Annotated in this window: 27 protein-coding genes and 1 tRNA gene; 24 read left to right on the top strand and 4 right to left on the bottom strand. The window is 38.0% G+C overall.

Annotated elements, in window-relative coordinates:
• Nucleotide 1: 1 nt before the first annotated feature.
• From rbfA to lepA, 9 genes are all read left to right on the top strand, one after another.
• Entirely contained in the window at nt 2–349 is a 348-nt protein-coding gene (gene rbfA, locus FC84_RS03410) for a 30S ribosome-binding factor RbfA (protein WP_057755472.1), read from the top strand.
• A gap of 124 nt (nt 350–473) precedes the next feature.
• On the top strand, nt 474–1,379 hold the full coding sequence (gene truB / locus FC84_RS03405) for a tRNA pseudouridine(55) synthase TruB (protein WP_057755469.1): 906 nt from the start codon (nt 474–476) through the stop codon (nt 1,377–1,379).
• 43 nt (nt 1,380–1,422) lie between these two features.
• On the top strand, nt 1,423–2,364 hold the full coding sequence (ribF, locus tag FC84_RS03400) for a riboflavin biosynthesis protein RibF (RefSeq protein ID WP_057755468.1): 942 nt from the start codon (nt 1,423–1,425) through the stop codon (nt 2,362–2,364).
• A 206-nt stretch (nt 2,365–2,570) separates the two neighbouring features.
• Nucleotides 2,571–3,707, top strand: coding sequence for a radical SAM family heme chaperone HemW (hemW, locus tag FC84_RS03395; protein ID WP_151425888.1), 1,137 nt, complete (start codon nt 2,571–2,573; stop codon nt 3,705–3,707).
• Between the two features lie 380 nt (nt 3,708–4,087).
• Entirely contained in the window at nt 4,088–5,167 is a 1,080-nt protein-coding gene (gene hrcA / locus FC84_RS03390) for a heat-inducible transcriptional repressor HrcA (protein WP_057755461.1), read from the top strand.
• Nucleotides 5,168–5,187: 20 nt separating this feature from the next.
• On the top strand, nt 5,188–5,835 hold the full coding sequence (gene grpE, locus FC84_RS03385) for a nucleotide exchange factor GrpE (protein WP_057755458.1): 648 nt from the start codon (nt 5,188–5,190) through the stop codon (nt 5,833–5,835).
• A 25-nt stretch (nt 5,836–5,860) separates the two neighbouring features.
• On the top strand, nt 5,861–7,714 hold the full coding sequence (gene dnaK, locus FC84_RS03380) for a molecular chaperone DnaK (protein WP_057755456.1): 1,854 nt from the start codon (nt 5,861–5,863) through the stop codon (nt 7,712–7,714).
• 186 nt (nt 7,715–7,900) lie between these two features.
• The gene (gene dnaJ, locus FC84_RS03375) at nt 7,901–9,040 is read left to right on the top strand and encodes a molecular chaperone DnaJ (protein ID WP_057755453.1); all 1,140 of its coding nucleotides are present in this window, start codon (nt 7,901–7,903) and stop codon (nt 9,038–9,040) included.
• 96 nt (nt 9,041–9,136) lie between these two features.
• Entirely contained in the window at nt 9,137–10,975 is a 1,839-nt protein-coding gene (gene lepA, locus FC84_RS03370; RefSeq protein WP_057755448.1) for a translation elongation factor 4, read from the top strand.
• 101 nt (nt 10,976–11,076) lie between these two features.
• Here the strand turns inward: lepA and FC84_RS03365 are convergent, their stop codons facing one another.
• Nucleotides 11,077–11,745, bottom strand: a complete 669-nt coding sequence (locus tag FC84_RS03365) for a DUF421 domain-containing protein (RefSeq protein WP_057755445.1) — start codon at nt 11,743–11,745, stop codon at nt 11,077–11,079.
• A 32-nt stretch (nt 11,746–11,777) separates the two neighbouring features.
• Nucleotides 11,778–12,722: a magnesium transporter CorA family protein gene (locus FC84_RS03360; protein WP_057755442.1), complete on the bottom strand. Its 945-nt coding sequence runs from the start codon at nt 12,720–12,722 to the stop codon at nt 11,778–11,780.
• A gap of 188 nt (nt 12,723–12,910) precedes the next feature.
• Here FC84_RS03360 and FC84_RS03355 point away from each other — a divergent pair, with 188 nt between their 5' ends.
• The 8 genes from FC84_RS03355 (at nt 12,911) to FC84_RS03320 (ending at nt 19,347) form a co-directional block, all read left to right on the top strand.
• Nucleotides 12,911–13,804 carry an SDR family oxidoreductase gene (locus FC84_RS03355; RefSeq protein WP_057755440.1) on the top strand — a complete coding sequence of 298 codons (894 nt, stop codon included), beginning with the start codon at nt 12,911–12,913 and terminating at the stop codon, nt 13,802–13,804.
• Between the two features lie 82 nt (nt 13,805–13,886).
• Complete coding sequence (gene amaP, locus FC84_RS03350) at nt 13,887–14,453, top strand: alkaline shock response membrane anchor protein AmaP (protein ID WP_057755437.1); 567 nt, start codon at nt 13,887–13,889, stop codon at nt 14,451–14,453.
• Between the two features lie 11 nt (nt 14,454–14,464).
• Entirely contained in the window at nt 14,465–14,662 is a 198-nt protein-coding gene (locus tag FC84_RS03345; protein ID WP_057755435.1) for a DUF2273 domain-containing protein, read from the top strand.
• A 47-nt stretch (nt 14,663–14,709) separates the two neighbouring features.
• Nucleotides 14,710–15,267, top strand: a complete 558-nt coding sequence (locus tag FC84_RS03340) for an Asp23/Gls24 family envelope stress response protein (protein WP_192496388.1) — start codon at nt 14,710–14,712, stop codon at nt 15,265–15,267.
• 18 nt (nt 15,268–15,285) lie between these two features.
• Nucleotides 15,286–15,534, top strand: a complete 249-nt coding sequence (locus FC84_RS03335; RefSeq protein ID WP_057755429.1) for a GlsB/YeaQ/YmgE family stress response membrane protein — start codon at nt 15,286–15,288, stop codon at nt 15,532–15,534.
• 195 nt (nt 15,535–15,729) lie between these two features.
• Complete coding sequence (locus FC84_RS03330) at nt 15,730–16,386, top strand: class A sortase (protein WP_057755426.1); 657 nt, start codon at nt 15,730–15,732, stop codon at nt 16,384–16,386.
• A gap of 41 nt (nt 16,387–16,427) precedes the next feature.
• Complete coding sequence (gene recJ, locus FC84_RS03325) at nt 16,428–18,809, top strand: single-stranded-DNA-specific exonuclease RecJ (protein WP_057755424.1); 2,382 nt, start codon at nt 16,428–16,430, stop codon at nt 18,807–18,809.
• Between the two features lie 10 nt (nt 18,810–18,819).
• On the top strand, nt 18,820–19,347 hold the full coding sequence (locus FC84_RS03320; protein ID WP_057755421.1) for an adenine phosphoribosyltransferase: 528 nt from the start codon (nt 18,820–18,822) through the stop codon (nt 19,345–19,347).
• Nucleotides 19,348–19,412: 65 nt separating this feature from the next.
• Here the strand turns inward: FC84_RS03320 and FC84_RS03315 are convergent, their stop codons facing one another.
• Nucleotides 19,413–19,826 carry a hypothetical protein gene (locus FC84_RS03315; RefSeq protein ID WP_057755418.1) on the bottom strand — a complete coding sequence of 138 codons (414 nt, stop codon included), beginning with the start codon at nt 19,824–19,826 and terminating at the stop codon, nt 19,413–19,415.
• A gap of 89 nt (nt 19,827–19,915) precedes the next feature.
• Here FC84_RS03315 and FC84_RS03310 point away from each other — a divergent pair, with 89 nt between their 5' ends.
• From FC84_RS03310 to FC84_RS03280, 6 genes are all read left to right on the top strand, one after another.
• Nucleotides 19,916–20,452 (top strand): AAA family ATPase, encoded by a 537-nt coding sequence (locus FC84_RS03310; RefSeq protein ID WP_057755407.1) that lies wholly within the window; start codon nt 19,916–19,918, stop codon nt 20,450–20,452.
• Between the two features lie 533 nt (nt 20,453–20,985).
• On the top strand, nt 20,986–21,486 hold the full coding sequence (locus FC84_RS03300) for an aminoacyl-tRNA deacylase (RefSeq protein ID WP_404804411.1): 501 nt from the start codon (nt 20,986–20,988) through the stop codon (nt 21,484–21,486).
• A 15-nt stretch (nt 21,487–21,501) separates the two neighbouring features.
• Nucleotides 21,502–21,816 (top strand): DUF960 domain-containing protein, encoded by a 315-nt coding sequence (locus tag FC84_RS03295; RefSeq protein WP_057755356.1) that lies wholly within the window; start codon nt 21,502–21,504, stop codon nt 21,814–21,816.
• Between the two features lie 22 nt (nt 21,817–21,838).
• A complete protein-coding gene (locus FC84_RS03290; RefSeq protein WP_057755354.1) occupies nt 21,839–22,159 on the top strand; it encodes a hypothetical protein in 321 nt (106 codons plus the stop codon).
• A gap of 533 nt (nt 22,160–22,692) precedes the next feature.
• Nucleotides 22,693–22,971, top strand: a complete 279-nt coding sequence (locus FC84_RS03285; RefSeq protein ID WP_057755353.1) for a protein-export chaperone SecB — start codon at nt 22,693–22,695, stop codon at nt 22,969–22,971.
• Between the two features lie 520 nt (nt 22,972–23,491).
• A complete protein-coding gene (locus tag FC84_RS03280; protein ID WP_057755351.1) occupies nt 23,492–23,698 on the top strand; it encodes a helix-turn-helix domain-containing protein in 207 nt (68 codons plus the stop codon).
• A 164-nt stretch (nt 23,699–23,862) separates the two neighbouring features.
• On the opposite strand, the gene FC84_RS03275 is transcribed toward FC84_RS03280, so the two are convergent.
• Nucleotides 23,863–23,948 (bottom strand) — tRNA-Ser (locus FC84_RS03275).
• Nucleotides 23,949–24,197: 249 nt separating this feature from the next.
• Between FC84_RS03275 and asnB the strand changes: the two genes are divergently transcribed.
• Entirely contained in the window at nt 24,198–26,102 is a 1,905-nt protein-coding gene (asnB, locus tag FC84_RS03270; protein WP_057755346.1) for an asparagine synthase (glutamine-hydrolyzing), read from the top strand.
• The last annotated feature ends 152 nt before the right edge of the window (nt 26,103–26,254 follow it).

Genomic DNA, 26,254 nt, shown 5'->3' with positions numbered 1-26,254 from the left:
AATGAAACATCGTGTTGGTCGAGTTGAACAAGAAGTTCAACGTGAAGTTAATGACATCTTATTAAAAAGAGTGCGTGATCCTCGTGTTGAGGGGGTTACCATTACCGGTGTCGATTTAACTGGCGATTTACAACAAGCTACGATTTATTACAGCATTTTATCTAACAAGGCTAGTGATGTAAAAAAAGCACAAGCTGGCCTAGATAAAGCTAGCGGCCTTATACGTCGTGAACTTGCTGCTCGAATTAAGATTTATAAGATTCCTGAATTGGAATTTGTTCAAGATGAATCCGTTCGTTACGGCGAACGCATTGATGAATTGATTCGTCAAATGAACGCTAAAGATTAAAATAAAAAGCTGCTGACAATTGTCGCAGCTTTTTTTATGCTTGTAAATGATTCATGAGCAAACCTGATTAAGACAAAGGGACAACTTATGATATACTGATTAGGATTGAATTGGAGGATTATTAATGAACGGTGTCATTCCCTTATTTAAACCTAAAGGCGTTACCAGTGCAGGCTGTGTCTATCAATTACGCAAAATTTTACACGAACGACGAATTGGTCATACTGGTACGTTAGATCCTGATGTCGATGGTGTTTTGCCAATTTGTGTTGGTCAAGCGACTAAGCTTGTTGACCGCATTCAGGCTAGTGGCAAGATTTATCAAGGCGAAATTACCTTAGGGTTTGCAACAACAACGGAAGATTTGTCAGGTGAAGAAATTCAGCGGGTTGCCTTAAGCCAAGCGCCAACAGCACAGGTCATTGATGACTGCCTGGCCCAATTTGTTGGTGAAGTGACGCAGATTCCGCCGATGTTTTCTGCAGTTAAAGTCAATGGTAAGCGACTTTATGAATACGCCCGCGCTGGCGAAACGGTTGAACGTCCAAGCCGAAAAATTCAGGTTGATTACTTTAAACGGACTTCTGATCTTCATTACCATGAAGATAGTAAGACGGCAACTTTTACCTTTGAAGTTGGTTGTTCCAAGGGGACTTACGTGAGGACATTAGCAACAGATGTTGGTAAAAAATTGGCGATTCCAGCAGTTATGTCAGATCTGCGTCGGCTTAAAAGTGGCGGTATTAGACTTGACCAGACAGTTACTCTAGAAGAAGTAGCGACAGCGGTTGAACAAAATCAGCTTAACCAAGTTTTACAACCAATCGAAACGGTTCTGGCACCCTTGCCTAATATTGAGTTAACCTCACAACAGTGGCAAAAAGTCCAAAATGGTGGGGCTATTACCACTGATTTAACTGCGCCCGAGATTACCTTAACTTATCAAGATCATATTAAGGCAATTTATCGTTATCAAAAAAGTACTTTAGGTAATTATGTACCGGAAACAATGTTACTGGCTAACGAATAGTTAGATCATTAAATGATGAGATGTTTGAAAGAAGGATTTATTTTTGGAAGTTATCTCACTAAATTATCCCTTAGATTTGAAAAAGATTAATATTCAACCTAAAGTGCTGGCCTTAGGATTTTTTGATGGGGTTCACCTAGGTCATCAAGCGGTTATTAAGCAAGCTGTTGCCATTGGTCAGAAGCGTAATTTGCCGGTTGCAGTGATGACGTTTGATAAGTATCCGGGGATTGTTTTTCGCCAGATTAAAGATGATCAGTTTGACTATTTAACGACATTGTCCCGCAAGGAAACACTGTTGCGCCAGTTAAACGTAGATATCATGTATGTCGTTAACTTCACGTCAACAGTTGGCCATTTAGCACCACAAGAATTTGTCGATGAGTATCTTGTTGATTTAGGCGCTAAGGTAGTGGTGGCTGGGTTTGATTATACCTATGGACCTAAAGAGACGGCCAATATGTCAACTTTACCAAGTTATGCACGACAACGGTTTGATATCATCACTATTCCAGAACAGCAGAAATATACCGAAAAAATATCTTCCAGTGCGATTCGCCAAGTCCTTGCTCAAGGTGATGTTGACCGCGCGAATGATCTATTAGGTTATATTTATCAAACTGAGGGGATGGTGGTCCACGGTGAAGCGCGTGGGCGCACATTGGGTTACCCAACAGCTAATATTAAGACGACTGACGGTGAACGTTTACCAGCAATTGGTATTTATGCAACTGAAATTTGGATTCAAGGCCGTTGGTATCCATCTATGACCTCAGTTGGGCGCAACGTTACCTTTGGTGATCATCGTCCTGTGACAGTTGAAGTTAATATTTTTGATTTCCATCAGGATATTTATGGTGAAAATATCAAGTTACGCTGGAATCATTGGCTTCGCGGTGAAGTTAAGTTCACTAGTGCTGAGGCGTTGGTTGAGCAATTAGCTAAGGATCAGCAAAATAGTTTAGCTTACTTCAATGAACACTAAGGGATTGTCTGTTAGGATCGATTTTTATTTAATCAAATAAAAATCAATTTTTTAATGACAGAATTAGCTGATTGAGCAGCAGTGTACAGATAATCTTGTTCAATGTTATGATATGAAGTTGAAGTTAGTCGTTATTATTTCTCACGTTAAAAGAGCATTCCGTTAAGGGAAGAACTGGAGTTAACATGCAAGCTGTTCAAAAAAATATTGGTGCCATCTATATTCACATTCCGTTTTGTGAACATATTTGTTACTACTGTAATTTCAATAAAGTTTTTATTCAAGGGCAACCAGTCGATGATTATTTGACGGCTTTATTAAAAGAAATGAAGTTGGCCTTACAACAATATCCTCAAACTAAAATTAAAACCATTTACATTGGTGGTGGCACCCCAACAGCGCTCTCTGCAGCTCAACTTGATTATTTATTAAGTGGCTTGCAAGAATTAGTGCCAGTTGACCAAGTCGAAGAATTTACAGTGGAGGCCAACCCCAACGATTTATTAAAGAGTGACAAATTACAAGTTTTAAAAGCGCATTTCGTTAACCGCTTGAGTATTGGCGTTCAGTCGTTTAATGATGACGTGCTAAAAAAAATTGGTCGAACTCATTCGGGAGTTGAAGCTGTTAAAGCAGTTGAAAATGCGCAACATGCCGGCTTTAATAATATCTCAATCGATTTAATTTATCGGCTTCCTGGTCAAGATTTAGTTGATTTTGGTCACAGTCTAAAACAAGCTTTGGCCTTAGAAATCCCTCATTATGCGACTTATTCTTTAATTTTGGAACAAAAGACGGTCTTTTATAATTTAATGCGGCGCGGTAAACTAAAATTACCATCTCAGGATATGGAAGCAGATATGTATCAGTTAGCTATGGATGAATTTGCTAAGCATGGTATTGAACAATATGAGATTAGTAACTTTGCCAAACCGGGTTTTCAATCACAACATAATCTAACTTATTGGCATAATGAAAATTATTTTGGTTTCGGTGCTGGGGCTTCAGGTTATCTTGGTAATCAACGTTATCAAAATTTTGGTCCAATCAAACAATATCTAGCACCATTAAGTCAGCAACAACTGCCAATTCTTGCTTCAGAAAACATTACACGTCAGCAACAAATTGAAGAACAATTATTTTTAGGGTTACGATTAAACGCGGGTGTTTCTAAAGAAGCGTTCTTAAAGCGTTTTGGCGTTGACTTACTAACAGTTTATCCAGAAGTGATTCCTAAATTACTTCAGCAAAACTTGTTAGCGGAAAATATTGATGCTTATTACTTAACTGAACGTGGGCGCTTTGTTGGTAATGATGTTTTTGCAGAGTTTATGTTGGTCTAGAAGGTCAAGATAGGTGTATTTAAAAGCATGGGGTAATCTCATGCTTTTTTGTGTGGAAACGTCGCAGCAACTAGTACTGCTACTTTGCTGTTCTTTGTGCTCCTCACGCAAAAAGTCGTGCAGGGAACGTGGTGGATGTCGCTTAAAGCGTTCCACTAGCGTATTTTCTGGAGGGACGAAGAATAGCAATCAAATTATTCAAGACGCTATTATTTGACTACCTTGTTCTTGGGAATGAAGATACCCTAAGTCCGAGGTCTGAATTTGAGATTTTTAGCTAAAAAAGGTGGTGTTTCCTTGACTTTAACGTAAACCATTGTTATATTTTATAGTGTTGTTAGCACTCATAGGTATTAAGTGCTAAAAAAGAGGTGATGATCATGCCAACTAAACGTCAGGCACTGATTTTAGCAGAGATTGTCCGACTATATAACGAAACTGGACAGCCAGTTGGTTCAAAGACCTTAATGAATCAATTGCCAATGCGAATCAGTTCTGCGACAATTCGTAATGAAATGGCCGCATTGGAAGAAGCCGGGTTATTGATGAAGAATCATACCTCATCAGGCCGAGTTCCTTCAACGGCTGGTTATCGTTATTATTTGGATCACTTGTTACAACCAAGTACTGTCTCACCCCAAACATTTTCCACAATAGCTCAAGATTTTAATCACGAGTATCATGAAATCAATGATATTGTTAAACAGTCCGCTAATATTCTTTCTAATTTGACGAACTACACATCGATTTCTCTAGGTCCCGAATCGGCTGATGTGACGTTAACTGGTTTTCGCTTAATTCCGTTGGGTGATGATCAAGTCATTGCAATTTTAGCAACAAGTATGGGAACGGTTGAAAGCCGTGTCTATCATATTTCACAATCAGTTAGTTCAGAAGACTTAGAGCGAGCCGTGCGAATTATTAATGATCATCTTGTTGGGATGTCAATGATGAAAGTTAAACAGCAGCTTAAAAACGAGATTCCGCGTTTATTGACGCAATATTTACATTCGGCTGATGGTTTTGTTGATCTGTTCGGTGATGTTTTGCGTCACGCCGCTACAGAGCATTTCTACATTAGTGGTCGTTCCAATCTTTTAAACTTTGTTCAACCAGATGACTTAGATCGCTTAAAGTCAATCTACCAGTTGCTTGATAAGGATTCAGTTTTACCATCCTTGCTCGATTTAGATAGCGAAGATCAAGCCGAAACCGAATCAGATAGTCCATTAGGACCTATTTCTGTTAGATTGGGTGATGAATTTGATAATTCGTTATTTAGTGATTATGGTTTGATTACAGCTAAATATAATGTCGGTCAACATGGTAGTGGTGTTATCGCGATCTTGGGCCCAACTAGTATGCCGTATTCACAACTTATTGGCTTAATGCAGTTGTTTTCTGATGAGCTCGTTAAAAAGATGTTTGAGTATTACAATAAGTTTCATGATGATAGTTAATTAAAGGAGTGAGGAACAACTTGGCTAAAGATAACGAAAAAGACTTCCCATCTGAAAAAGATCCGAAGTTTGCTGAAAAAGAAGCACAAGTAAAAGCAACGACTAAAGCAGCCCAGCCTGAAACTGAATCAGCTAAAAAAATAGTTGATCAAGAAGAAAAGGCTGATCTGGATGAGTTATTAGCAGATGATCCAGAAGCACAAATTGCTGCTTTACAAAAACAAGTTGCTGAATTACAACAAAAAAATAGTGAACTTGATGATAAGTTTTTACGTTCGCAAGCAGAAATTCAAAACATGCACACGCGTCATCAAAGAGAACGTGAGAATTTACAAAAGTACTCAGCTCAAAAATTAGCGACTGCCATTCTACCAGTTGTTGACAATCTAGAGCGTGCTTTAGCTGTTGATGCTGATACAGAACAAGCCCAACAGATTCATAAAGGTGTTGAGATGGTATTGGAACACTTTAAGACAGCTTTAACTGATAATGGTATCAAGCCATTAGGTAAAGTTGGCGAAGTGTTTGATCCTAACCAACATCAGGCTGTTCAAACCAGTTCAGCTGATAATGAGCATCCTGCTGATACGATCTCACAAGTTTTACAAAGAGGCTATCAATTAAAGGATCGTGTCATTAGACCAGCAATGGTTGTTGTAGCAAAATAATTGATTAATAAAAGAGGTAAAAAATATGTCTAAAGTTATCGGTATTGACTTAGGTACAACAAACTCTGCCGTTGCAGTACTTGAAGGCGGCAAACCAAAAATTATTGAAAATCCTGAAGGTAATCGTACTACACCATCTGTTGTTGCTTTTAAAGATGGCGAAATCCAAGTAGGTGAAGTGGCTAAACGCCAAGCAATTACTAACCCTGATACTGTTTCATCAATCAAACGTCACATTGGCGAAGCTGGTTATACAGTACATGCAGGTGGTAAAGATTACACACCTCAAGAAATTTCAGCTATGATCTTACAATACATCAAGAAGTTCTCTGAAGATTATCTTGGTGAAACTGTTTCTGATGCTGTTATTACTGTTCCTGCTTACTTTAACGATGCACAACGTCAAGCAACTAAAGATGCTGGTAAGATTGCCGGTTTAAATGTTTCTCGGATCATCAACGAACCAACTGCTAGTGCTTTAGCTTATGGTTTGGACAAGAGCGATGCTGATGAAAAAGTCCTTGTTTATGACCTTGGTGGTGGTACATTTGATGTCTCGATCCTTGAATTAGGTGACGGTGTCTTCCAAGTCTTGTCAACAAATGGTGATACACGTTTAGGTGGCGATGACTTTGATAACAAGATTATCGATTGGTTAGTTGCTCAATTTAAAGATGCTAATGGCATTGATTTATCACAAGATAAGATGGCAATGCAACGTTTGAAAGATGCTGCTGAAAAGGCTAAGAAAGACTTGTCTGGTGTTTCTCAAACACAAATTAGCTTGCCATTTATCTCTGCAGGTGCTAATGGTCCTTTACATTTGGAAGAAACATTAACTCGTGCTAAATTTGACCAATTAACAGCTGACTTAGTTGAACGGACTAAAATTCCAGTTGACAATGCATTACGTGATGCTGGCTTAACTAACGGCGATATTGACAAAGTTATCTTAAACGGTGGTTCAACTCGTATTCCTGCCGTTCAAGAAGCTGTTAAGAATTGGACTGGCAAAGACCCAGACCACTCAATTAACCCTGACGAAGCCGTTGCTATTGGTGCTGCTATCCAAGGTGGTGTTATTACTGGTGACGTTAAAGACGTTGTTTTACTTGACGTTACACCATTATCATTAGGTATTGAAACAATGGGTGGTGTCTTCACTAAGTTAATCGATCGTAACACAACGATTCCAACTAGCAAGTCACAAGTGTTCTCAACTGCTGCTGACAACCAACCAGCCGTTGATATCCATGTCTTACAAGGTGAACGGCCAATGGCTGCTGACGACAAGACGTTGGGTCGGTTCCAATTAACTGACATCCCAGCTGCTCCTCGTGGCGTACCACAAATCCAAGTTACATTTGATATTGATAAGAACGGTATCGTTAATGTTTCTGCCAAAGATTTAGGCACACAAAAGGAACAAAAGATTACCATCAAGAGTTCATCAGGTCTTTCTGACGATGAAATTCAACGGATGCAACAAGAAGCCGAAGAACATGCTGAAGAAGATAAGAAGCGTAAAGAAGAAGTTGATTTGAAGAACGATGTTGATCAATTACTCTTCCAAACTGACAAGACTTTAGGTGAACTTAAGGGCAAAGTTTCTGACGAAGAAATCAAGAAGGCTGAAGACGCTAAAGAAGCTTTGAAGAAGGCTCAAGAAGCTAACGATCTTGAAGATATGAAAGCTAAACGCGATGACTTGAATAAGATTGTTCAAGATTTAACCGTTAAACTTTATCAACAAGCACAACAAGCTCAAGGCGATGCAACTGGTGATGCACAACCAAATTCTGATAGTCAAGAAAATGGCAAGAATGATGACAACACCGTTGATGGTGACTTTGAAGATCTTGACAAAGACAACAAATAATAGCTAAATAAATTATCTTGTAATTAAAAATGGGGTTGGTGATAAGTAATTTTGTCCCAACCGCATTTTTATTTTGTTGAGTAATCAATTTTCTGGTCTTTCAACAATTTTGCAAATTTAGTAGTTTATGCTATCCTTTTCTCAGGACATTATTCATTTCGGCAATAGCCGACAAGGAGGAACAACATGGCAGATAGGGACTATTATGACGTTCTTGGTGTCGGCAAAGATGCATCTGAGGCTGATATTAAGAAAGCCTATCGTAAACTTTCCAAAAAATACCATCCCGATATTAATAAGGCACCAGATGCTGAAGCCAAGTTTAAAGAAGTCAACGAAGCATATGAAACACTTTCTGATTCACAGAAACGAGCTTCATATGATCAATTTGGTAAAGCTGGTATGGACGGTGCAGGTGGCAATCCATTTGGCGGTGGCTACTCACAAGGTGGCGATTATGGCGGCTTTGGTGACTTTGGTGATATCTTTAGTCAATTCTTTGGTGGTGGCTCACGTGCTGCTAATCCCAATGCGCCTCGTCAAGGTGAAGACCTGCAATATCGCATGGATTTGAAGTTTGAAGAAGCAATTTTTGGTAAAGAAACCAAAATCACTTATTCACGTAATGCAACTTGTCATACTTGTGATGGCTCAGGTGCTAAACCCGGCACTAGCCCAGTAACTTGTCCTAAGTGTCAGGGAACTGGCTTCGTTGAAGTTGAACAACAATCGCCACTTGGTCGCATTCGTTCACGTCAAGCTTGTGATCGTTGTGGTGGTAAGGGTAAGATTATTGAAAATCCTTGCGAAACTTGCCACGGTACTGGTAAAGAAAAACAATCTCACGAGATCAAAGTAACGGTTCCTGCTGGTGTTGAAGACGGGCAACAAATGCGTCTTGAAGGCCAAGGCGAGGCCGGTGAAAATGGTGGACCTTATGGCGATTTGTACATTGTTTTCCGCGTGAAGCCAAGTGATAAGTATCAACGAGACGGTACTGAAATTTATATCACGATTCCAATTACTTTCCCACAAGCAACTTTAGGTGATGAAATTAAAGTTGACACCGTTCACGGTCCAGTTAGTTTGAAGATTCCTGCCGGAACGCAATCAGGAACTAAATTCCGTTTACGCGGCAAAGGGGCACCACATTTACGCAGTAAACAAATGGGTGATGAAACTGTAACAGTCAACGTTACAACACCAAAGCATTTAAATGATAAACAAAAAGAGGCATTAATGGAATTTGTCCGTGCTGGTGGCGACAAGATTGATCCTCAAAATAGTAATTTGTTTACCCGCTTAAAAGAAAAATTCAATAATTGAACTAAACGAAAGTAGTTTTGATTAAGGCAGTTCAGCTTTTGTCAGAGCTGCTTTTTTGATATACTAGTTATTGAGACTAAAAGGTTTGGTGTAAAGATGAATTTAGAAGAAATGAAAGCACGTCAAACACATATCCGCAATTTTTCAATTGTGGCCCATATTGATCACGGCAAATCGACAATTGCTGATCGCATTTTAGAGATGACAGATTCGGTTGCACAACGTGATATGCAAGCGCAGTTGTTAGATAATATGGATCTTGAACGTGAACGCGGGATTACAATCAAGTTAAATGCGGTCGAGTTACATTACAAGGCCAAGAATGGTGAAACTTATATTTTTCACTTGATTGATACGCCCGGACACGTCGATTTTTCATATGAGGTTTCTCGTTCTTTAGCTGCCTGTGAAGGAGCTATTTTAGTCGTTGACGCAGCCCAAGGTGTTGAGGCACAGACCTTAGCTAACGTTTATTTGGCGTTAGATAATGACCTCGAAATTTTACCGGTTATTAATAAGATTGATCTGCCTTCTGCCGATCCTGAGCGGGTTAAAGACGAAATCGAAGATATGATTGGAATTGATGCTCAAGATGCTGTTTTGACTAGCGCTAAAGTAGGTACAGGTATTCCTGAATTGTTAGAGCGGATTGTCAGTGACGTTCCTGCACCGGCCGGCGACTTAAATGCACCATTGAAAGCTTTAATCTTTGATTCTGTTTACGATAGTTATCGAGGCGTTGTCTTAAGTATTCGAGTTTTTGAAGGGGTTGTAAAGCCCGGCGATCATATCAAGATGATGCGTCATGATAGTGAATATGAAGTTACTGAAGTTGGGGTCATGTCACCAAAAGCTTTGCAACGCGACTATTTAATGGCTGGTGACGTGGGTTACTTAACTGCTTCAATCAAATCCGTTCAAGAAACAGATGTTGGTGATACCATCACTAGTGTGACTCATCCAACTGAGGAAGCTTTGCCTGGTTATCGTAAAATCACGCCAATGGTTTATTCCGGTATGTATCCAGTTGATAATGCCAAATATACGGACTTACGAGAAGCGTTAGAAAAGCTTCGACTTAATGATGCCGCTCTAGAATTTGAACCAGAAACCTCGCAAGCATTAGGTTTTGGGTTCCGCTGTGGGTTCTTAGGGCTATTGCATATGGACGTCATTCAAGAGCGCTTAGAACGGGAATTTGATCTTGATTTAATCATGACGGCACCGTCGGTTGATTATCATCTTGAATTAACTGATGGCACTGAAGAAACGATCGAAAACCCGGCGCAATTACCTGAAATGAGTTTGGTAAAAGAGATTCGCGAACCTTTTGTTAAAGCTGAGATTATGGTGCCCAATGATTATGTTGGCGCAGTAATGGAATTAGCGCAAAAGAAGCGGGGCGAATTCGTCACCATGGATTATTTGGACGAATATCGAGTTAATGTCATTTATCAACTACCACTTTCAGAAATTATTTATGATTTCTTTGATGATTTGAAATCTAGTACGCGCGGTTATGCCTCACTGGATTATGAAATCAGTGGTTATCGTCCAAGTGATTTAGTGAAGATGGATATTCTATTGAATGGTGAAGCCGTCGATGCTTTGAGTTTTATCGTTCACCGTGATTTTGCTGCTGAACGGGGCCGCTTGATTGTTTCTAAGCTAAAAGAAGTTATTCCCCGCCAACAATTCGAAGTGCCAATTCAAGCAGCAATTGGTAATAAGATTGTCGCTCGAGCAACCATTAAGGCTTATCGTAAGAACGTCCTTGCTAAGTGTTATGGCGGTGATATTACGCGTAAACGTAAATTACTTGAGAAACAAAAAGCTGGTAAGAAACGGATGAAGGCAATTGGTAACGTGGAAGTGCCACAAGAAGCCTTCATGACTGTCTTAAAAATTAATGATGATGATATTAAAGGTAAGTAATTTGTTTAATTTACACTAAAAAAGCTCCCGAGATTGAACATTAACCATTTTGTGATGGTTAGTGCTTAACTCGGGAGCTTTTTTAGTCACTAGGAATTAATTTAGCCATCAATGTGATAAAGTTCAGTGTCTAAATCATCTTCGGTAATAATATAAAAACCATTTTCAGCTGACCACTCGACATAAAATAATCCAGCTAAAGATGAATAACCTAGTTGCCGTAAATTTTGATACAGCCAATTTTCTGATAATTGATTAGAACTAAGAACTCGTTGTTGAATTTTCTCTTCATCGATTAACATTAAAGCCAATGCTTGATCATCGGCTGATTTCGTTAAAACACTAATCTGACCGGCTGTTTCTAAGACCGCTTGTTGAACATTCGCTACAGAGAAACATTGTTCTTGGCGCAGCATCGATCGCAACTGTTCCATCTCAATATGATTTTCTGTTAATGCTGTTTTGTTTAAAACACCATCTTTAATTAATACTGCTGGCTCACCTTTAAGTAAACGATTAAATTTACGATTCTTTTGGACTAATTGTTCAATGATATATATTAGCACCGCCCAGACGAATAAGGCGAAAATTATCTGGCCAAGATGGACTTTATCGTCATAAATTGATTCTTCTAAAATACCGCCGAGTACCAAGGTGTAAATTAAATCAAAGGGTGTAATTTCAGATAATGATTTCTTGCCTAACAGCCGAACGACGAGTAACAATGCGATTAAACCGATTATTAATTTTAGACCAATAAGTAATAACATAGGCACCATCCTTAATGATTAATTAAAAAATGTTACTTGGTGTAATCTTTGCGTTTTAAGTGTATCGTAGCTAGAACTGTCAAAACGATTGCTAAAGCCATGACAATCATGAAGCCAAGTGTTGATCCCTTTCCAGGCAAGCCACCAGTATTCATTCCCCAAATACCGGAAATAAGGGCAGGAATTGAAATAATCAACGCAGCTGAGTCAAGGTATTTCATTAAGTGATTTAGATTGTTATTCATCATGTCATTGAAAAGTCCACCAACCGTTTCTAAAAGATCGCGATAAATATTAATAAGTTCTTCGGCGTATTCTTGGCGTAGCCGAATGTTATAAAGAAGGCGATCGTCATCAAGTTCTTGAATAAAATCGGCGTCATCCCATAAATGACTAAGAATCTTCTTCTGTCCGCGTAAAGTATGATCTAAAAAAACGACATCGCGTTCAGTATCGGCTAAGCGATGCAATTCAGCAGTTTCAGTGGTTTTTCGCGCAGATTGATCTAGCTGATCGATTGTCTTTTTGATTGTCAATAGTTCTTTAATGTAGTGGGTATAGATCATCAGTACCATTAAGCCTAGCAATTTTGCCGTTGAGGTGACTTCAGTTGGATATTTCTCGACGAAGCGCTTAACGGCAATCGAATTGTCACCGATATAGGTGATAATTTGATGAGACGCAATGATAAAAATCAAAGGTTCTAAGCGCGCTTCAATTTTTACTTCAGTCTCAGCAGATAAATCTGTAATGGACAAAATCTTAAAGTCGCCCAATTTTGAGTTGGACATCTCTTCAAAACGAGCAATTTCTTCAGCTTCATCAGCACCTTTAAAAATATCTTGGGGCAATTGATATGTTTCAATCACTTGTTGCTGCTCAGACGCTGTCGCTTTAGATAAAACCAACCAGTTACCATGTTCTTGCGTCCCTTTTTTGATTCCACTTTTTTCATTAATTTCATAATAAGTGAGCAATTTTTTGAGCCTCTTTTCCTTGAAATTGATCATTTAATAAAAACGCTATTTTATAAATAATTATTGATTATACATATATTATAGTAAGCAGTTGCTAAACTTTAATCAATTAATATACACAGTGTGAGCAAAAAACTATTTTTGAGTAAGGCAATATTATAACATTAGTTTATAAAGGAGGGATGAGTGTGACGGAACCTAATTTAAAAGATCCACGCGATCTATATCACACTGACAAATTTGTCAAGCAAGATCAAGCAACACCGGCTTTACAAAGCAAAATGAAGCCGGAGCCTGATTGTGGTGAAACCAGTTATGTGGGCCACCAAAAACTAGAAAATCGCCGTGTTTTAATTACTGGCGGTGATTCTGGTATTGGTCGTGCAGCTGCCATTGCTTTTGCCAGGGAAGGCGCCGATGTGGCGTTTCAGTTTTATCCTGGCGAAGAAGCAGATGCGCATGAGGTTGAGCATTATATTAAAGATGCAGGCCGCAAAGCCGTCTTATTACCATTTGATTTACGCGATGAAGCAGCACCACAACAGCTTGTTGATCAAACTGTGGCTGCATTGGGTGGTTTAGACACGTTAGTTTTAAATGCAGCACAACAGATTTCGCAACCAACCATCACTAAACTTCCAATTCAACAGGTGAGAGATACTTTTACTGTCAATATTATTTCTCAGTTTGCGTTGGTTCAGGCGGCTTTACCGCATTTACCAGCTGGTAGTAGCATTGTAACGACTACTTCGGTCCAGGCGTTTAGTCCTAGTGCTCATTTATTGGATTACGCAGCAACTAAATCCGCAATTGCGAACTTCACCGTTGGTTTAGCCAAGGAACTCGCTGAAAAGGGAATTCGAGTTAACGGGGTAGCACCGGGTCCAATCTGGACGCCATTGCAATTAGATCAAGGCCAACCAAAAGACGCCTTGCCGGAATTTGGTCAAGATGCTTTGCTACAACGAGCAGGTCAACCAGCTGAACTAGCACCAGTTTATGTCTTCTTGGCTTCAAATGACGCCAGTTATGTTACTGCACAAATTTATGGTGTGACGGGTGGTCAAGCGATTAACTTGTAAATTAGTCTTTCCCTACTTATCACAAATTATTTTTGATAATTTTGGTTGATAGAGGTGAGTGTACTAAATAAGGAGGGAGTGCATGAATCGTTGGCTTAAAGCATTAGTGATTCTATTGAGTCTGTTATTGTTATCAGTTCTACTGACGATGATGATACTCTGTGCGCCTTATGTTGGTGATTATATTAGAATTCCCCGTTGGCAATTCATTATTGATCTTTTAACCAATGAATACTTTCAGCAGTATTTATTCTGGATAGCCAGTGGTTTTGCAATCTTATTAGTTCTCGGCATACTTGTGATTATCTTTTATCCACGTAGTCAGCAAAACTTTGAGCTTGAATCTGAAGGTGGACGTTTAACGCTGGATAAACGTGCCATTGAAGGTTTAGTTCGTTCTAAACTCTCAACTCGTGATTTTGTCGAGCGGCCACATGTGAATATTCGTGCCACGAAGAATAAGATTAACGTTAAAATAAAAGGCCAACTCAAGCGCACATCGTCATTGATTAATCAAACCGAAGTGTTAACGACAGAAATTCGTCAAGAATTACAACAATTACTAGGCCAAAGACAAGTTCACGTTGACGTTAATTATCAGAATTTACGTCAGGATAAACCATCAACTAATCGTTCACGAGTCGTATAGGAGGGCGTAAAATGAAGGCAATTTGGCAACAATTTATGCTCCCGATTATTGGTGGGGGCTTAGGCTTAATTTTAGCAATTTTATTTGTCACTATTGGTTTTTTCAAAACGTTATTATTAATAATTTTGACCGCACTTGGTATTGCTGTAGGCTTATACCTAAAACGAACGGGTCTATTAGACGATTTGATAGAGCGAAAAAATAATTAATTCACTAGGAGGCTGTTTAAATGACTAACCAACAAAATGATTCAACAATGAACAAAACAAAACAAGAAAATACTGAAAAATCAACGAATCAATCAGAAGCGAAGGTTAATGGCAATTTAACTTATGATGACAAAGTCGTTCAAAAAATTATTGGCACTGCCATTGAACAAATTGACGGTTTATTAGATGTCAACGGTGGTTTTTTCTCCAATATTGCTGATAAATTAATCAATACTGATAATGTGACCTCGGGAATCAATACTGAAGTTGGCGAAAAACAGGTAGCCGTTGATATGGACGTCGTTGTAGAATATGGCCGTGACATTCCTAAGATTGCTGAACGGGTTAAACAAGTCATTCATGATGAAGTTAAACACATGACGCACTTAGATGTTATTGAGGTTAATATTAATGTTGTCGATATTAAAACGGAAAAAGAATATGAAGAAGATTCAGAAACCGTTCAAGATAAAGTAACTAGTGCTGCTAAAACAACTGGTCAATTCGCATCGAAGCAAACAAATAAAGCTAAAAATGCGATCACTTCAGGTACGAATAAAGCACAAGATAAAATTGAAGATGCAAGAGAACCACGCGTTCAATAATAAAAGGAGGAATTCATTATGGGTTGGTTATGGGCATTAATTGTCGGCGCTATTATCGGTGCGATTGCTGGTGCAATTACTGGTCGAGGTAATAGCATGGGCTGGATTGCTAACATCATTGCTGGTATTGTTGGTTCAGCAATTGGTCAAGGATTATTAGGTACATGGGGGCCATCACTTGCAGGTATGGCTTTAATTCCATCAATTATCGGGGCTGTTATTTTAGTCATTATTGTGTCACTTATTTTTGGACGTCGTCAATCATAACACCGATTAAAAATCATAATAGCCAGTTTATTGTAAGACTCAATAAACTGGCTATTTTTGTGTGCTAGATGGTTAAGTGAATTGAAATATGCAATCAGCGGATTTTTTTATTTCATGGTATAATACATTTTTGGACTGGCAATTAATTAGTTGTTAGATCGTTTAACACTAATCAAAGACGTTGGAGGCGCCATTTTGAAAAACAAATTAAAAACAGTGTTCATCATATTATTGCTATTATTAGGTTTAGCGCTAGTTTTTAACCAACAAATTAAAGATGCGATTGTTAATTTCAATACGAATCGTAAACTTGCCCAGGTCGATCAAGATAAGATTAAACAAGCCAAACATATTAAGGCTAGCTATGATTTTAATGCTGTCAGCGACGTTGACGTCAAACAAGTTGCTGCTGCGGCAACAGATAATCAACAAGGTTATTTAGGCAAGATTGCCATTCCGGCTGTTCATATTAAATTACCAATTGCTAAAGGCGTTAGTAAAGTCGCTTTAGCAACTGGGGCCGGTACGATGAAACCTGACGAAAAAATGGGACAGGGTAACTACGCTTTAGCAGGTCATAATATGTTAAATCCGAATATTTTATTTTCAGCAGTTGCTGAAACAAAAGTTGGCCAAAAAATATATATTACCGATTTGAAAAAAGTTTATGTTTATCAAATTAATCATCGCGAAGTGATTACACCAACGACGGTGACCATCATCGATGATATTCCCGGTAAAAAAATGATTACCTTAATTACCTGTGCTGAATCGGGTACTAAGCGGTGGGCAGTTCAAGGTGATTTACTTAAGGTTGAAAAAGCCACTAAGCATAATTTAACGATTTTTTAATTCTAATTAGACAACTTTCATGATGAATTGGAGTTTTAGGTTTGCAAGAATATTGGCAAAAGCCACCAACAATTGATTCAAAATTAGTCACTAATTTAGCTGCACAACTAGGATTGCCAGAATCAGTTCTGGCTATTTTAGTTGGCCGTGGTTATGATACAGCAGATAAAATCACCGAATTTTTAGCAACAGATTTGGGTAATTTGACAACACCTGATCATTTTTATGACTTGGATAAAGCTGTTGCACGAATTGAAAGTGCGATTGAAAACGATGAGAAAATTACGGTCTACGGCGATTATGATGCCGATGGTGTAACCAGTACATCCATTATGGTTGAAGCGCTGGCAACCTTAGGCATAGAGGCGACTTATTATATTCCTAGTCGCTTTACTGATGGCTACGGGCCTAACATGGACCGCTATCACGAAATTGTTGCGGATGGTACGCAGCTGTTAATTACCGTTGACAATGGTATCTCTGGCGCGGCCGAGGTTGAATATGCTCAAAGTCAGGGGGTCGATGTCATTGTCACTGATCACCATGATTTACCTGCTGAATTACCCGCAGCATTTGCGGTAGTCCATCCGCGCCATCCACAATCAAATTGTCAGTTTAGCTATTTTTCTGGCGCTGGGGTAGCTTTTTATCTAGCCTGGGGATTATTAGGTGAGTTACCAGTTGAATTATTAGACCTAGTCGCAATTGGAACGGTGGCTGATGTGATGCCATTAGTAGCTGATAATCGTATTTTAGTAGCAAATGGTTTACGGCAAATGCAAGCTAGCGAACGTTTGGGCTTAGTAGCATTAGCCAAGCAAGCCAAGTTGGATTTAAATCATGTCACAGCTCACGATATTGGGTTCAAGTTAGCGCCACGCTTAAATTCGCTCGGTCGCGTTAATAGTGGTCGGCCAGCGGTTGAATTATTAACAACGTTTGATGATGAAACGGCAACAAAAATTGCCACTGATACTGAAAAGACCAATCAACAGCGACAACAATTGGTCCAAGAAGTCGTCGATAAAGTTGCGGCAGAATTAGCTACTGTGACTGCACCACCAGCATTAGTAGTCGCTGGTGAGAATTGGGCCGAGGGTGTTTTAGGGATTGTTGCCAGTCGCTTAGTTGATCAATATCATTGCCCAACAATTGTTCTGAGTATTAATCCGGCAACTCAGCAAGCCAAGGGTTCTGGACGTTCAATTGGCGAGTTTGATTTATTTGCAGCACTTGATGATTTTCGGGAGCAAATGATTAATTTTGGCGGCCATGCTGGTGCAATTGGCTTAACCGTGGCAACTGATAAAGTTGCTGAATTGCGCGACCATTTGATTGCTAAAGCAGCCCAACAACAAGAACAAATTCAAGCCACTGGTCAGCAACAGATTGATGCTGTTTTTACAGCACAAAATATTACCAAATTAACACCTGATTCTGTTCAAGCTGTTAGTGAGATTTTAGAGCCTTATGGTGAAAGCAATCCAGAACCGATTGTTGCTTTAAAAAATCTACAGTGGCAACAATGGCAAGCAATTGGACAGACGAAACAAACGCTCAAGGGAACTTTAAACAATACTATTAGCGGAATTGCCTTTCGCCAGGGTGAGTTAGCACAACAATTACAAGCCACTTCGCAAGTAACTGCTATTGGCCAGTTGGGCTTAAATCGCTGGCAGGGTAAAACAACTGTTCAATTACAAATTAAGGACTTCATCTTACCAACGGAAGCGCCACAAACTGATCAAGTACAATTAAGCCAGCCAGTTCCACAGTCTCAGTCAAAGCCAAGTGGCGCTTCACCGATCAGTACTGATGTTGAATTAATTGACTGGCGCCAGCAAAAATTAGATCGAACGATTTGGCAAACACCACGTCAATATGTCTGTTTTAATGAGAAATTAGCTCATCAGTTGCAGCAACGATTCACTAGTTCATCACGAATTACCACTTTAGACCAACTTGCAGCAGATCATCAGGAATTACTTTTCGTTGATTTACCAACAGATATTCGCTTATTCACTCGATATTTAAGTAGCACTAATGCCCAACGAATTTATTTAATGTTCTATACATCCCCAGCGATGAAAGAACGATTACAAATGCAAATTCCGCAACTAAGAAATTTACTTAAAGAAATATATCAACAGAAAACCGTTTTAGTGTCCGAATTAGCACAGTTTGCACAACATTGCGGGATTACAATGCAGCAGCTTCGTTTTGGATTAAGCGTGTTTTCTGAGTTAAACTTTGTTAAAATAAATAAGGAACAGATTACCGCCCAACCGCAAATGCCTAAACGGCAGCTCTCTGACTCACAGACCTTTATGCGACAACAATCGTTACAAAAGAGTTATCGTGAGTTAGCAGTTGGCGATTTGACGCAGATCAAAACGTTCCTTAAATCAAGTCAAAGCAGATAGGATGTAGATCATGGCAGATAAAGAGTTTGATTTTTCGAAATATGTGGCTTCAATTCCTGATTTTCCAGAACCGGGTGTTATTTTTCGGGATATTTCCCCACTAATGGCAGATGGTAAGGCATATTCAGAAGCCACTGATCGCATTACTAACTTTGCTAAAGCACGTGGGACTGAAATGATTTGTGGACCAGAAGCACGTGGTTTTATCGTTGGCTGTCCAGTTGCCAATCAATTAGGCGTTGGATTTGCTCCTGCACGTAAGAAGGGCAAGTTACCTCGCGAAACTGTTTCAGTTAAATTCCAGCTTGAATATGGTGAAGCAGAATTATTTATGCATAAAGATGCTGTTAAGCCAGGGCAAAAGGTTTTAATTGTTGATGACTTATTGGCAACTGGTGGTACGGTTGCAGCTACAATTGATCTAGTTGAACAACTTGGTGGGATTGTTGTCGGCGCAGCGTTCTTAATTGAATTAGAAGACTTACATGGTCGTGACAAGATGAAAGGTTACGATATCTTCTCATTATTGAAGTATTAATTAATCAAAAAGGTAGCCTTGAGAAAATCGAATTGAGATTTTCTCAAGGCTACTTTATTTTAGACTTACATGATTTTAAAATTCTTATCAGTATCATGATCAATACGGTAGGGATTTTGATAGTGATGCATGAAATGATGCTCGTCACTATCCGGCGAATGCTTTTGTTTTTGGCGACCACTAATAACATACCAGAGAATTAAAGGCTGGCAAATTAAAAGAATCAACGCAGCAATGATGACAAACATTGAAATTTCTTTGACTTCTTTGACTGTAAATCGGCGGGCTAATTTCTTTTCAAAATATTGTTCAACCATGGTTAGTTTGTTTTCGTCTTTTTCATGCCGGACTAAATGCCGTTGTTGAGTACTAAAGGCCACCACAGGTTCGCTGTGGCTAGCTAAATAAGCACCACCAGCAACTAAAACTAATAGTACCACAAAGATCGCATATAAATGATTTTTAATAAATAATTTCATAATCGACACCTAATTCATCAAATTATCTCTATTCTAATGCATATTGCATACGCTTACAAGCTAATCTAAAAATGATTGGAGTTGTGACTTTGAAAATTACGATTATTGGCTCGCCTGGTAGTGGTAAATCAACGTATAGTCGGGCAATTAGCCAAAGGTTAACTTATCCAATTTTTCATTTGGACTATTACTGGCATCAATCTGATTATAGTGAGGCGGCAAGGCTTCAATTAAATCGCCAGCAAAATAAATTCATGCAGGAACACGATCATTGTATTATTGACGGCAATTACAGTAGCACGATGCCTGATCGAATGAAACAGGCAGACTTGATTATTTGGTTGCAAGTTTCCAGAATGACGGCAATTAAACGTGTTATTCAGCGTTCGCTGAGGCAAAAATGGTGGCACCAGTCGCGGATTGATATGGCTGAAAACTTCAGTGAACATTTTGATCGAGAATATTGGCAATTTTTAAAATTTGTTTGGGACTATCCTAAACGTAATAACCAATTAATTAAGACAAACTATCAAAAATATGCTACCAACAAAACATTAGTCATTTTAAAAAATCAATCAGAAAAAGAACAATTCTTGCAGGATTTAATGAAGCTGGCACAATCATGATTATTTTTCGACACGATTGTGTAATCAATCTTTTTCTTTGACAAGACCATTTATTGCGCGTATAGTAAATACATTCGCTACCAAGACCGTTCGAGCTATTGAAACATGAACGGAGGTTTTATTATGAAATATCGTATTCAGTTAAATACGAACACACAAATTTTTACAGCTATTGATCCTGAATCAAAGAAGTCTGCTAAAGGCTTGACCATTCAAGAAGCTGTTAAAAAAGTCCAACTTTAACATTACCTATTAATTATTGGATTTCGACTAAGCCTGATATTTACAGCAGGCTTTTTTATTTGCTTTGAAATTTCGTGTGGCTGCTATTAGAAAATCAAACTTTTGCAATTCATTGTCGTTGTTGCTATGATATTTGTAGAAAGGGAGGTGATGTCTTTTGAATAGTTGCACAAATCTCAAGGCATCAGCTTCATGGTTGATTGCATAACAGTCAATGAGGCTGATTGCCAAGAATTAAGCCGCCTAAATTTTACTAGGCGGTTTTTTACATATTAAATTAATTGAATTAGGTGAAATCCGTGTCAAAAAAGAAAACTAGATTACAAAAAACGCTGGTCGAAAAAATTCTTGACCGCGCAAAAATTACTTATGAACAAAAAGAATTTAATTTAGATGATCCAGCGGCCGAACGTGACGATCAAGCCATTATCTATAAAACATTAGTGTTACACGGCGAAAAAACTGGGCCATTAGTAGGGGTGGTCCCATTAAACGAACATTTAGATGAGCGTAAACTTGCCGAAGCATCAGGAAATAAACGCGTTCGTATGATTCCGTTAAAAGAGTTGGCTGAAACATCAGGCTACGTTCATGGGGCTAACACACCAATTGGTATTTATGAACAAGACCATTTTCCAATTTATATTGACCAATCTGTTCAAAATTTGCCAGCAATGATGGTCTCGTCAGGCAAGCTGGGCCGTTCAGTTAAACTTGTACCACAAGATTTAATTGATTTTGTTGAAGGCACGGTTGTTGACTTGACTGTTAAATCAGAAGCACCATCATAGTTAGGAGGAAGAAAAATGTTTAAAGCTCCAGCTAATCGTTTTGCTAGTTTTGGTGTTGTTGCTGTATTGCCCGATGATTTAATCGATCAAATTTGGGTTATTATCGATCATAATTTACAAGGTGTTTTTCCATTAAACCAAAACTTGTTGACCTTTGAATTACGCGCTGACCAAAAAGATCATTTGCAATATGTTTATCGTAGTGAAGCAACACAAAATGTGATTGCTTTTGATACTGACTATGCTTATCAAGATAGTTTTCCTCAAACATTATTAGTTTATGATGATGGCCGTGCGCAAACAATCTTATTGCCACAAGAAGCCAATTAACTTTAAAAGAAAGTAGCCGTTTATGAATATTAAAAACATTGCCCATACTGTTGCGCACACCATTCAAATCTCACAGAAAGCCGGACAACAAACCGATTATATTTTTATTATTGATTTTAGTCACCAGCATAAGCCTGCAGATGGTTGCTTACTCGTCCATTATGATGCCGCTCAAAAAACGGCTAACATTAAAAGTTTCGACCAACAGTATAAAGATATTGACGATCCATTAAATCAACTAGAACACGCCTCATATTTAGAATGCGACGAAGATTTAGACCAACGCGATGAATTAGTGATAGCCATCCAAGCAGCGTTAACTGAAACATCGTCAAAAGCATAAAAATAGCCTTGTTATCTAACTGATAACAAGGCTATTTTAGTTGAAAATTAATTAATTTCACGCCAACGACTTGGTTTAGAAGGTAGAATCATTAAAATCAAGAACCAAATTGATTCAATAATTGGTCAGATAGGCAGAAAATCTACATTTGGTCATTAATATTAGTTATCAGCATTATTGAACTTACGACAATTAATTATATCACGCTGATAACTAGAGATTAGTTAAAGGCGCTTAACGACCAGAATTATTATTTAGGCGAATTAAAGATAGTATGTTATAATAAATGACGTTGAGACAGTTGCCGATCAGCAAAAGCTGATCACGTAACTATTAAGCCCACTCCGGATTGAGTGGGCTTATTTTTTGTTTTCAAATGTAAAAAATTCAAACATCTTCAGCAAAATAAAAAAGCCGATAAACGATTTTAAATCAACGTTTATCGACTGCTTTATTTTATCAGTATCATACTGAATGTTTTAATTAATAAGGAGAATGCTGAATTCGGTCTTACAAAAGACTTAAAACATGGTATGGCAAAGCAGGTTGTTGACTTTTCTCGTGATGAAACACAACAAATCGTTCATTTAGAGGTTATTGGACAATTTACAGTACAGGATCAAGAAGCTGATAGCGATAAGGTTAAAAGTTATATTGCTATGAATGGCAATGCTATGCTTTATCCTTATCTTAGAGCAATAATTTCTATCGTTACTTCTATAGATAGACCTGATACAACAATTTTGCCAACTTTAAATTTTAAGACAACGGTTGAAGAACTAACTTCTGAAAAGAATGAAGATTGTAAGTAAAAATTGTGGATAAGTCATAATGCGGTACCGAAGTGGTACAGGTAATCAGTATCGTTGATATGTTAGCAACTGCCACTATTTCTTACAAATAATAAGATAGCTAGTTGAATTAATTAAGCCCCACTCAATTAAGAGTGAGGTTTTTTATTTGTTTAAATAAGTCAACAAAATAACTCTATAAAGCGTTGACAAATACTCTGTATAGAGTTATTATAATAGATGTAGAAAGGAAGTGATAAAAGATTAAACCAAAACACAAAAAAGAGACCTTCACAAAGTCAGAGAAAGTCATGATAACATTAGGGGTTATTCAGACAATCGGAACTCTGCTAAGTCTCTTTAAAAAGTAACAAGGTAAGGGGGATAACCCCTTACTTCGTGTACTCAGATTATAATCTGAAAGGGGAACAAAATCAATGAATAATAATGAGAAACTTTCCAAAGGTACAAAAATTATAATCGGTCTTCAAATAGTTAATATAATTCTATTGTTAATATCTTTACTTAAATAGGTGATTAAATGATTAATTTAAATGATCCAAATATAATGAGTGCTAAAGATGCTGCTCAAATTTGGGGTAAAAACGATACGTATGTTAGAACATCATTGCGTCAGAATCCAGATAAGTGGCCGGATGGTTCATGGCGAAAATTCGGAAAGCAATTAGTTGTAACAACTGAAGGAATGAAAGCAGTAACTGGTGAGAAAGACCCCAGAAAAAAATAAACAGCCAAACCTAAATGGAAAGGCTGTTTTATTTTGTCCAAAATTTGACCAAAATGTTTTTGTTTTCTAGTGCTTTTTAGTATTAAAGGCAAAAAGATAACCTTGACAAATGTTGATTTATCAAGGTTTCTCTTTTTTCAAAATGTTTTTGATTTGATATTAAAAGGAGAGTACAGGAATTGAACCTGCGCGCCATTTTACTGGTTCGCCGGATTTCGAGTCCGGTGCATTACCACTCTGCCAACTCTCCATAACAGTAATCAGTATAACAAAAAACATTGAGATATTTCAATAGGATCTAATTATTTCAAAAGATAATTGGCAAACAAACCAGATCATTATTTACGATAATTTGAACAACGCAACAATAAAATAAAGATCAGCCGTTACTAACCTTACAATTTTGTTAGTCTTCGCTATGAAAATATAATAGTTATTAAATCACAAATATGAGATAATAAGTTTCTGATTAGTTTTGTTATTTAAGGGGGCATTTTTTATGTGCGGATTTGTTGGTGCAATTCATCAAGATGGTGGACGGGTGACGCTTGATGATATTAAAACCATGAATCAAATGATTGTTCATCGTGGTCCAGATGACGAGGGTTATTTTGAAGATGATAGTATCACTACTGGATTTAGACGTTTAAGTATTATTGACTTACAACATGGAAGTCAGCCGCTAGCATATGATCAGCAACGTTATTGGATCGTGTTCAACGGTGAAATTTATAACTATGTTGAATTACGAGAAGAATTATTAAAAGAAGGCTATCAATTTATAACGGATAGCGATACCGAAGTAATACTAGCAATGTACAAGAAATACGGTACTGAAACAGCTAAATATTTGCGCGGTATGTTTGCTTTCGTTATTTGGGATACGCAAACTAAAGAAGTTTATGGGGCAAGGGATCAGTTTGGCATTAAGCCATTACATTACGCACTTGCTAACGATAATATCTACTTTGCTTCTGAAAAGAAGTCATTGATTAAACTTTTAAATGATCGCCAGATTGACGAAGTTGCACTGCAAAATTATTTGACCTATCAATATGTTCCTGATCCTGAAACATTAACGCCCTCGATTAAAAAGATCCCGGCCGGTCACTATTTTGTTAAAAATCCTGGTGAAGCTTTAAAAATTGAAACATACTTTACACCAACTTTCACACCACAGACTGTTAAAGACGAAAATAAATTAGCCACTAAAATTGCAGAAACGCTTTATGATAGTGTCAAAAAACATATGCGGGCAGATGTGACAGTAGGTTCATTTTTATCAGGTGGTGTCGATTCATCGATAATTGTTGCGTTAGCCAAACAAATTAGCCCTAATATCAAGACTTTTTCAGTTGGTTTTGAACGTGAGGGTTATAGTGAGATAGATGTTGCAGAAGAAACGGCGCAAAGACTTGGCGTAGAGAATATTAGCCAAGTGATTACACCAGAAGCATTCATTAAGGAATTCCCTAATTTCGTTTATAGTATGGATGACCCACTAGCTGATCCAGCGGCTGTTCCACAATACTTCTTGGCAAAACTGGCGCGTCAGTATTGTAAAGTAGCCCTGACAGGTGAGGGTGCAGATGAATTATTTGGTGGCTATACGATTTATAATGAACCAAACTCGCTAACTTTATTTGAACACTTACCGCAGAGTCTGAATCATGTTTTAAATAAACTTGCGCAACAATTACCTGCAGGTGTTAAAGGACGTAGCTTTATTGAGCGGGGAACAACACCATTAGAACGCCGCTTTGTTGGTAATGCCAAAATTTTCCTCGAGCCAGAGAAAAAGCAATTGTTGCAGCATTATCAAGCTGGACATCCTTATACTAATGTGACGGCACCGTTTTATCACGCCAATCAAAACCTAGATCCGATCACACGCATGGAAGACATTGATATGCATACATGGTTGATTGGCGATTTATTATTGAATGCTGATCGAACAACGATGGCAGCAAGCTTAGAATTAAGAACACCATTTATTGATAAAGAAGTTTTTGCGTTAGCACGGACTATCCCTGCTAATCTCAAAATTGCCCATAACACCACGAAGTATATTTTGCGAAAGGCCGCAGAAAGCTTTACACCAGAGAATGTCCTGTATCGCCCGAAGTTAGGTTTCCCTGTGCCAATTCGTTTTTGGTTGAAAGATGAGTTAGCTGATTGGGCGCGAGATTTAATCGAGCAAGCGCCGGTGGATCAATACCTTAAAAAAGACTACGCACTAAAACTACTTGATGATCATCAAGTTGGTCGAATTGATAACTCACGTAAATTATGGACAATCTTAACATTTATCGTCTGGTATCAAATTTATATTAGTCAAGATTATCATTATTTCGTAGATCCAACGCCAATATCAGCATTAACTGATTCAGCTAAACTAGCATAGAATCAAACAATAACTCAATATTTTTAAAAAGCCTAAAGTAAACGTTCGTTTTACTTTAGGCTTTTTATTTGCCATTGATGATCTTTTCGTAAAGTATTAAAAATATTAATATTACAACCAAATTAAATCACAGTAATTACTTATCAAAATTA

The organism is Lapidilactobacillus dextrinicus DSM 20335 (assembly GCF_001436095.1).
Lineage (GTDB): Bacteria > Bacillota > Bacilli > Lactobacillales > Lactobacillaceae > Lapidilactobacillus > Lapidilactobacillus dextrinicus.
Note: the sequence above shows the minus strand (reverse complement) of the source record. Positions and strands in the feature narration are given on the sequence as shown.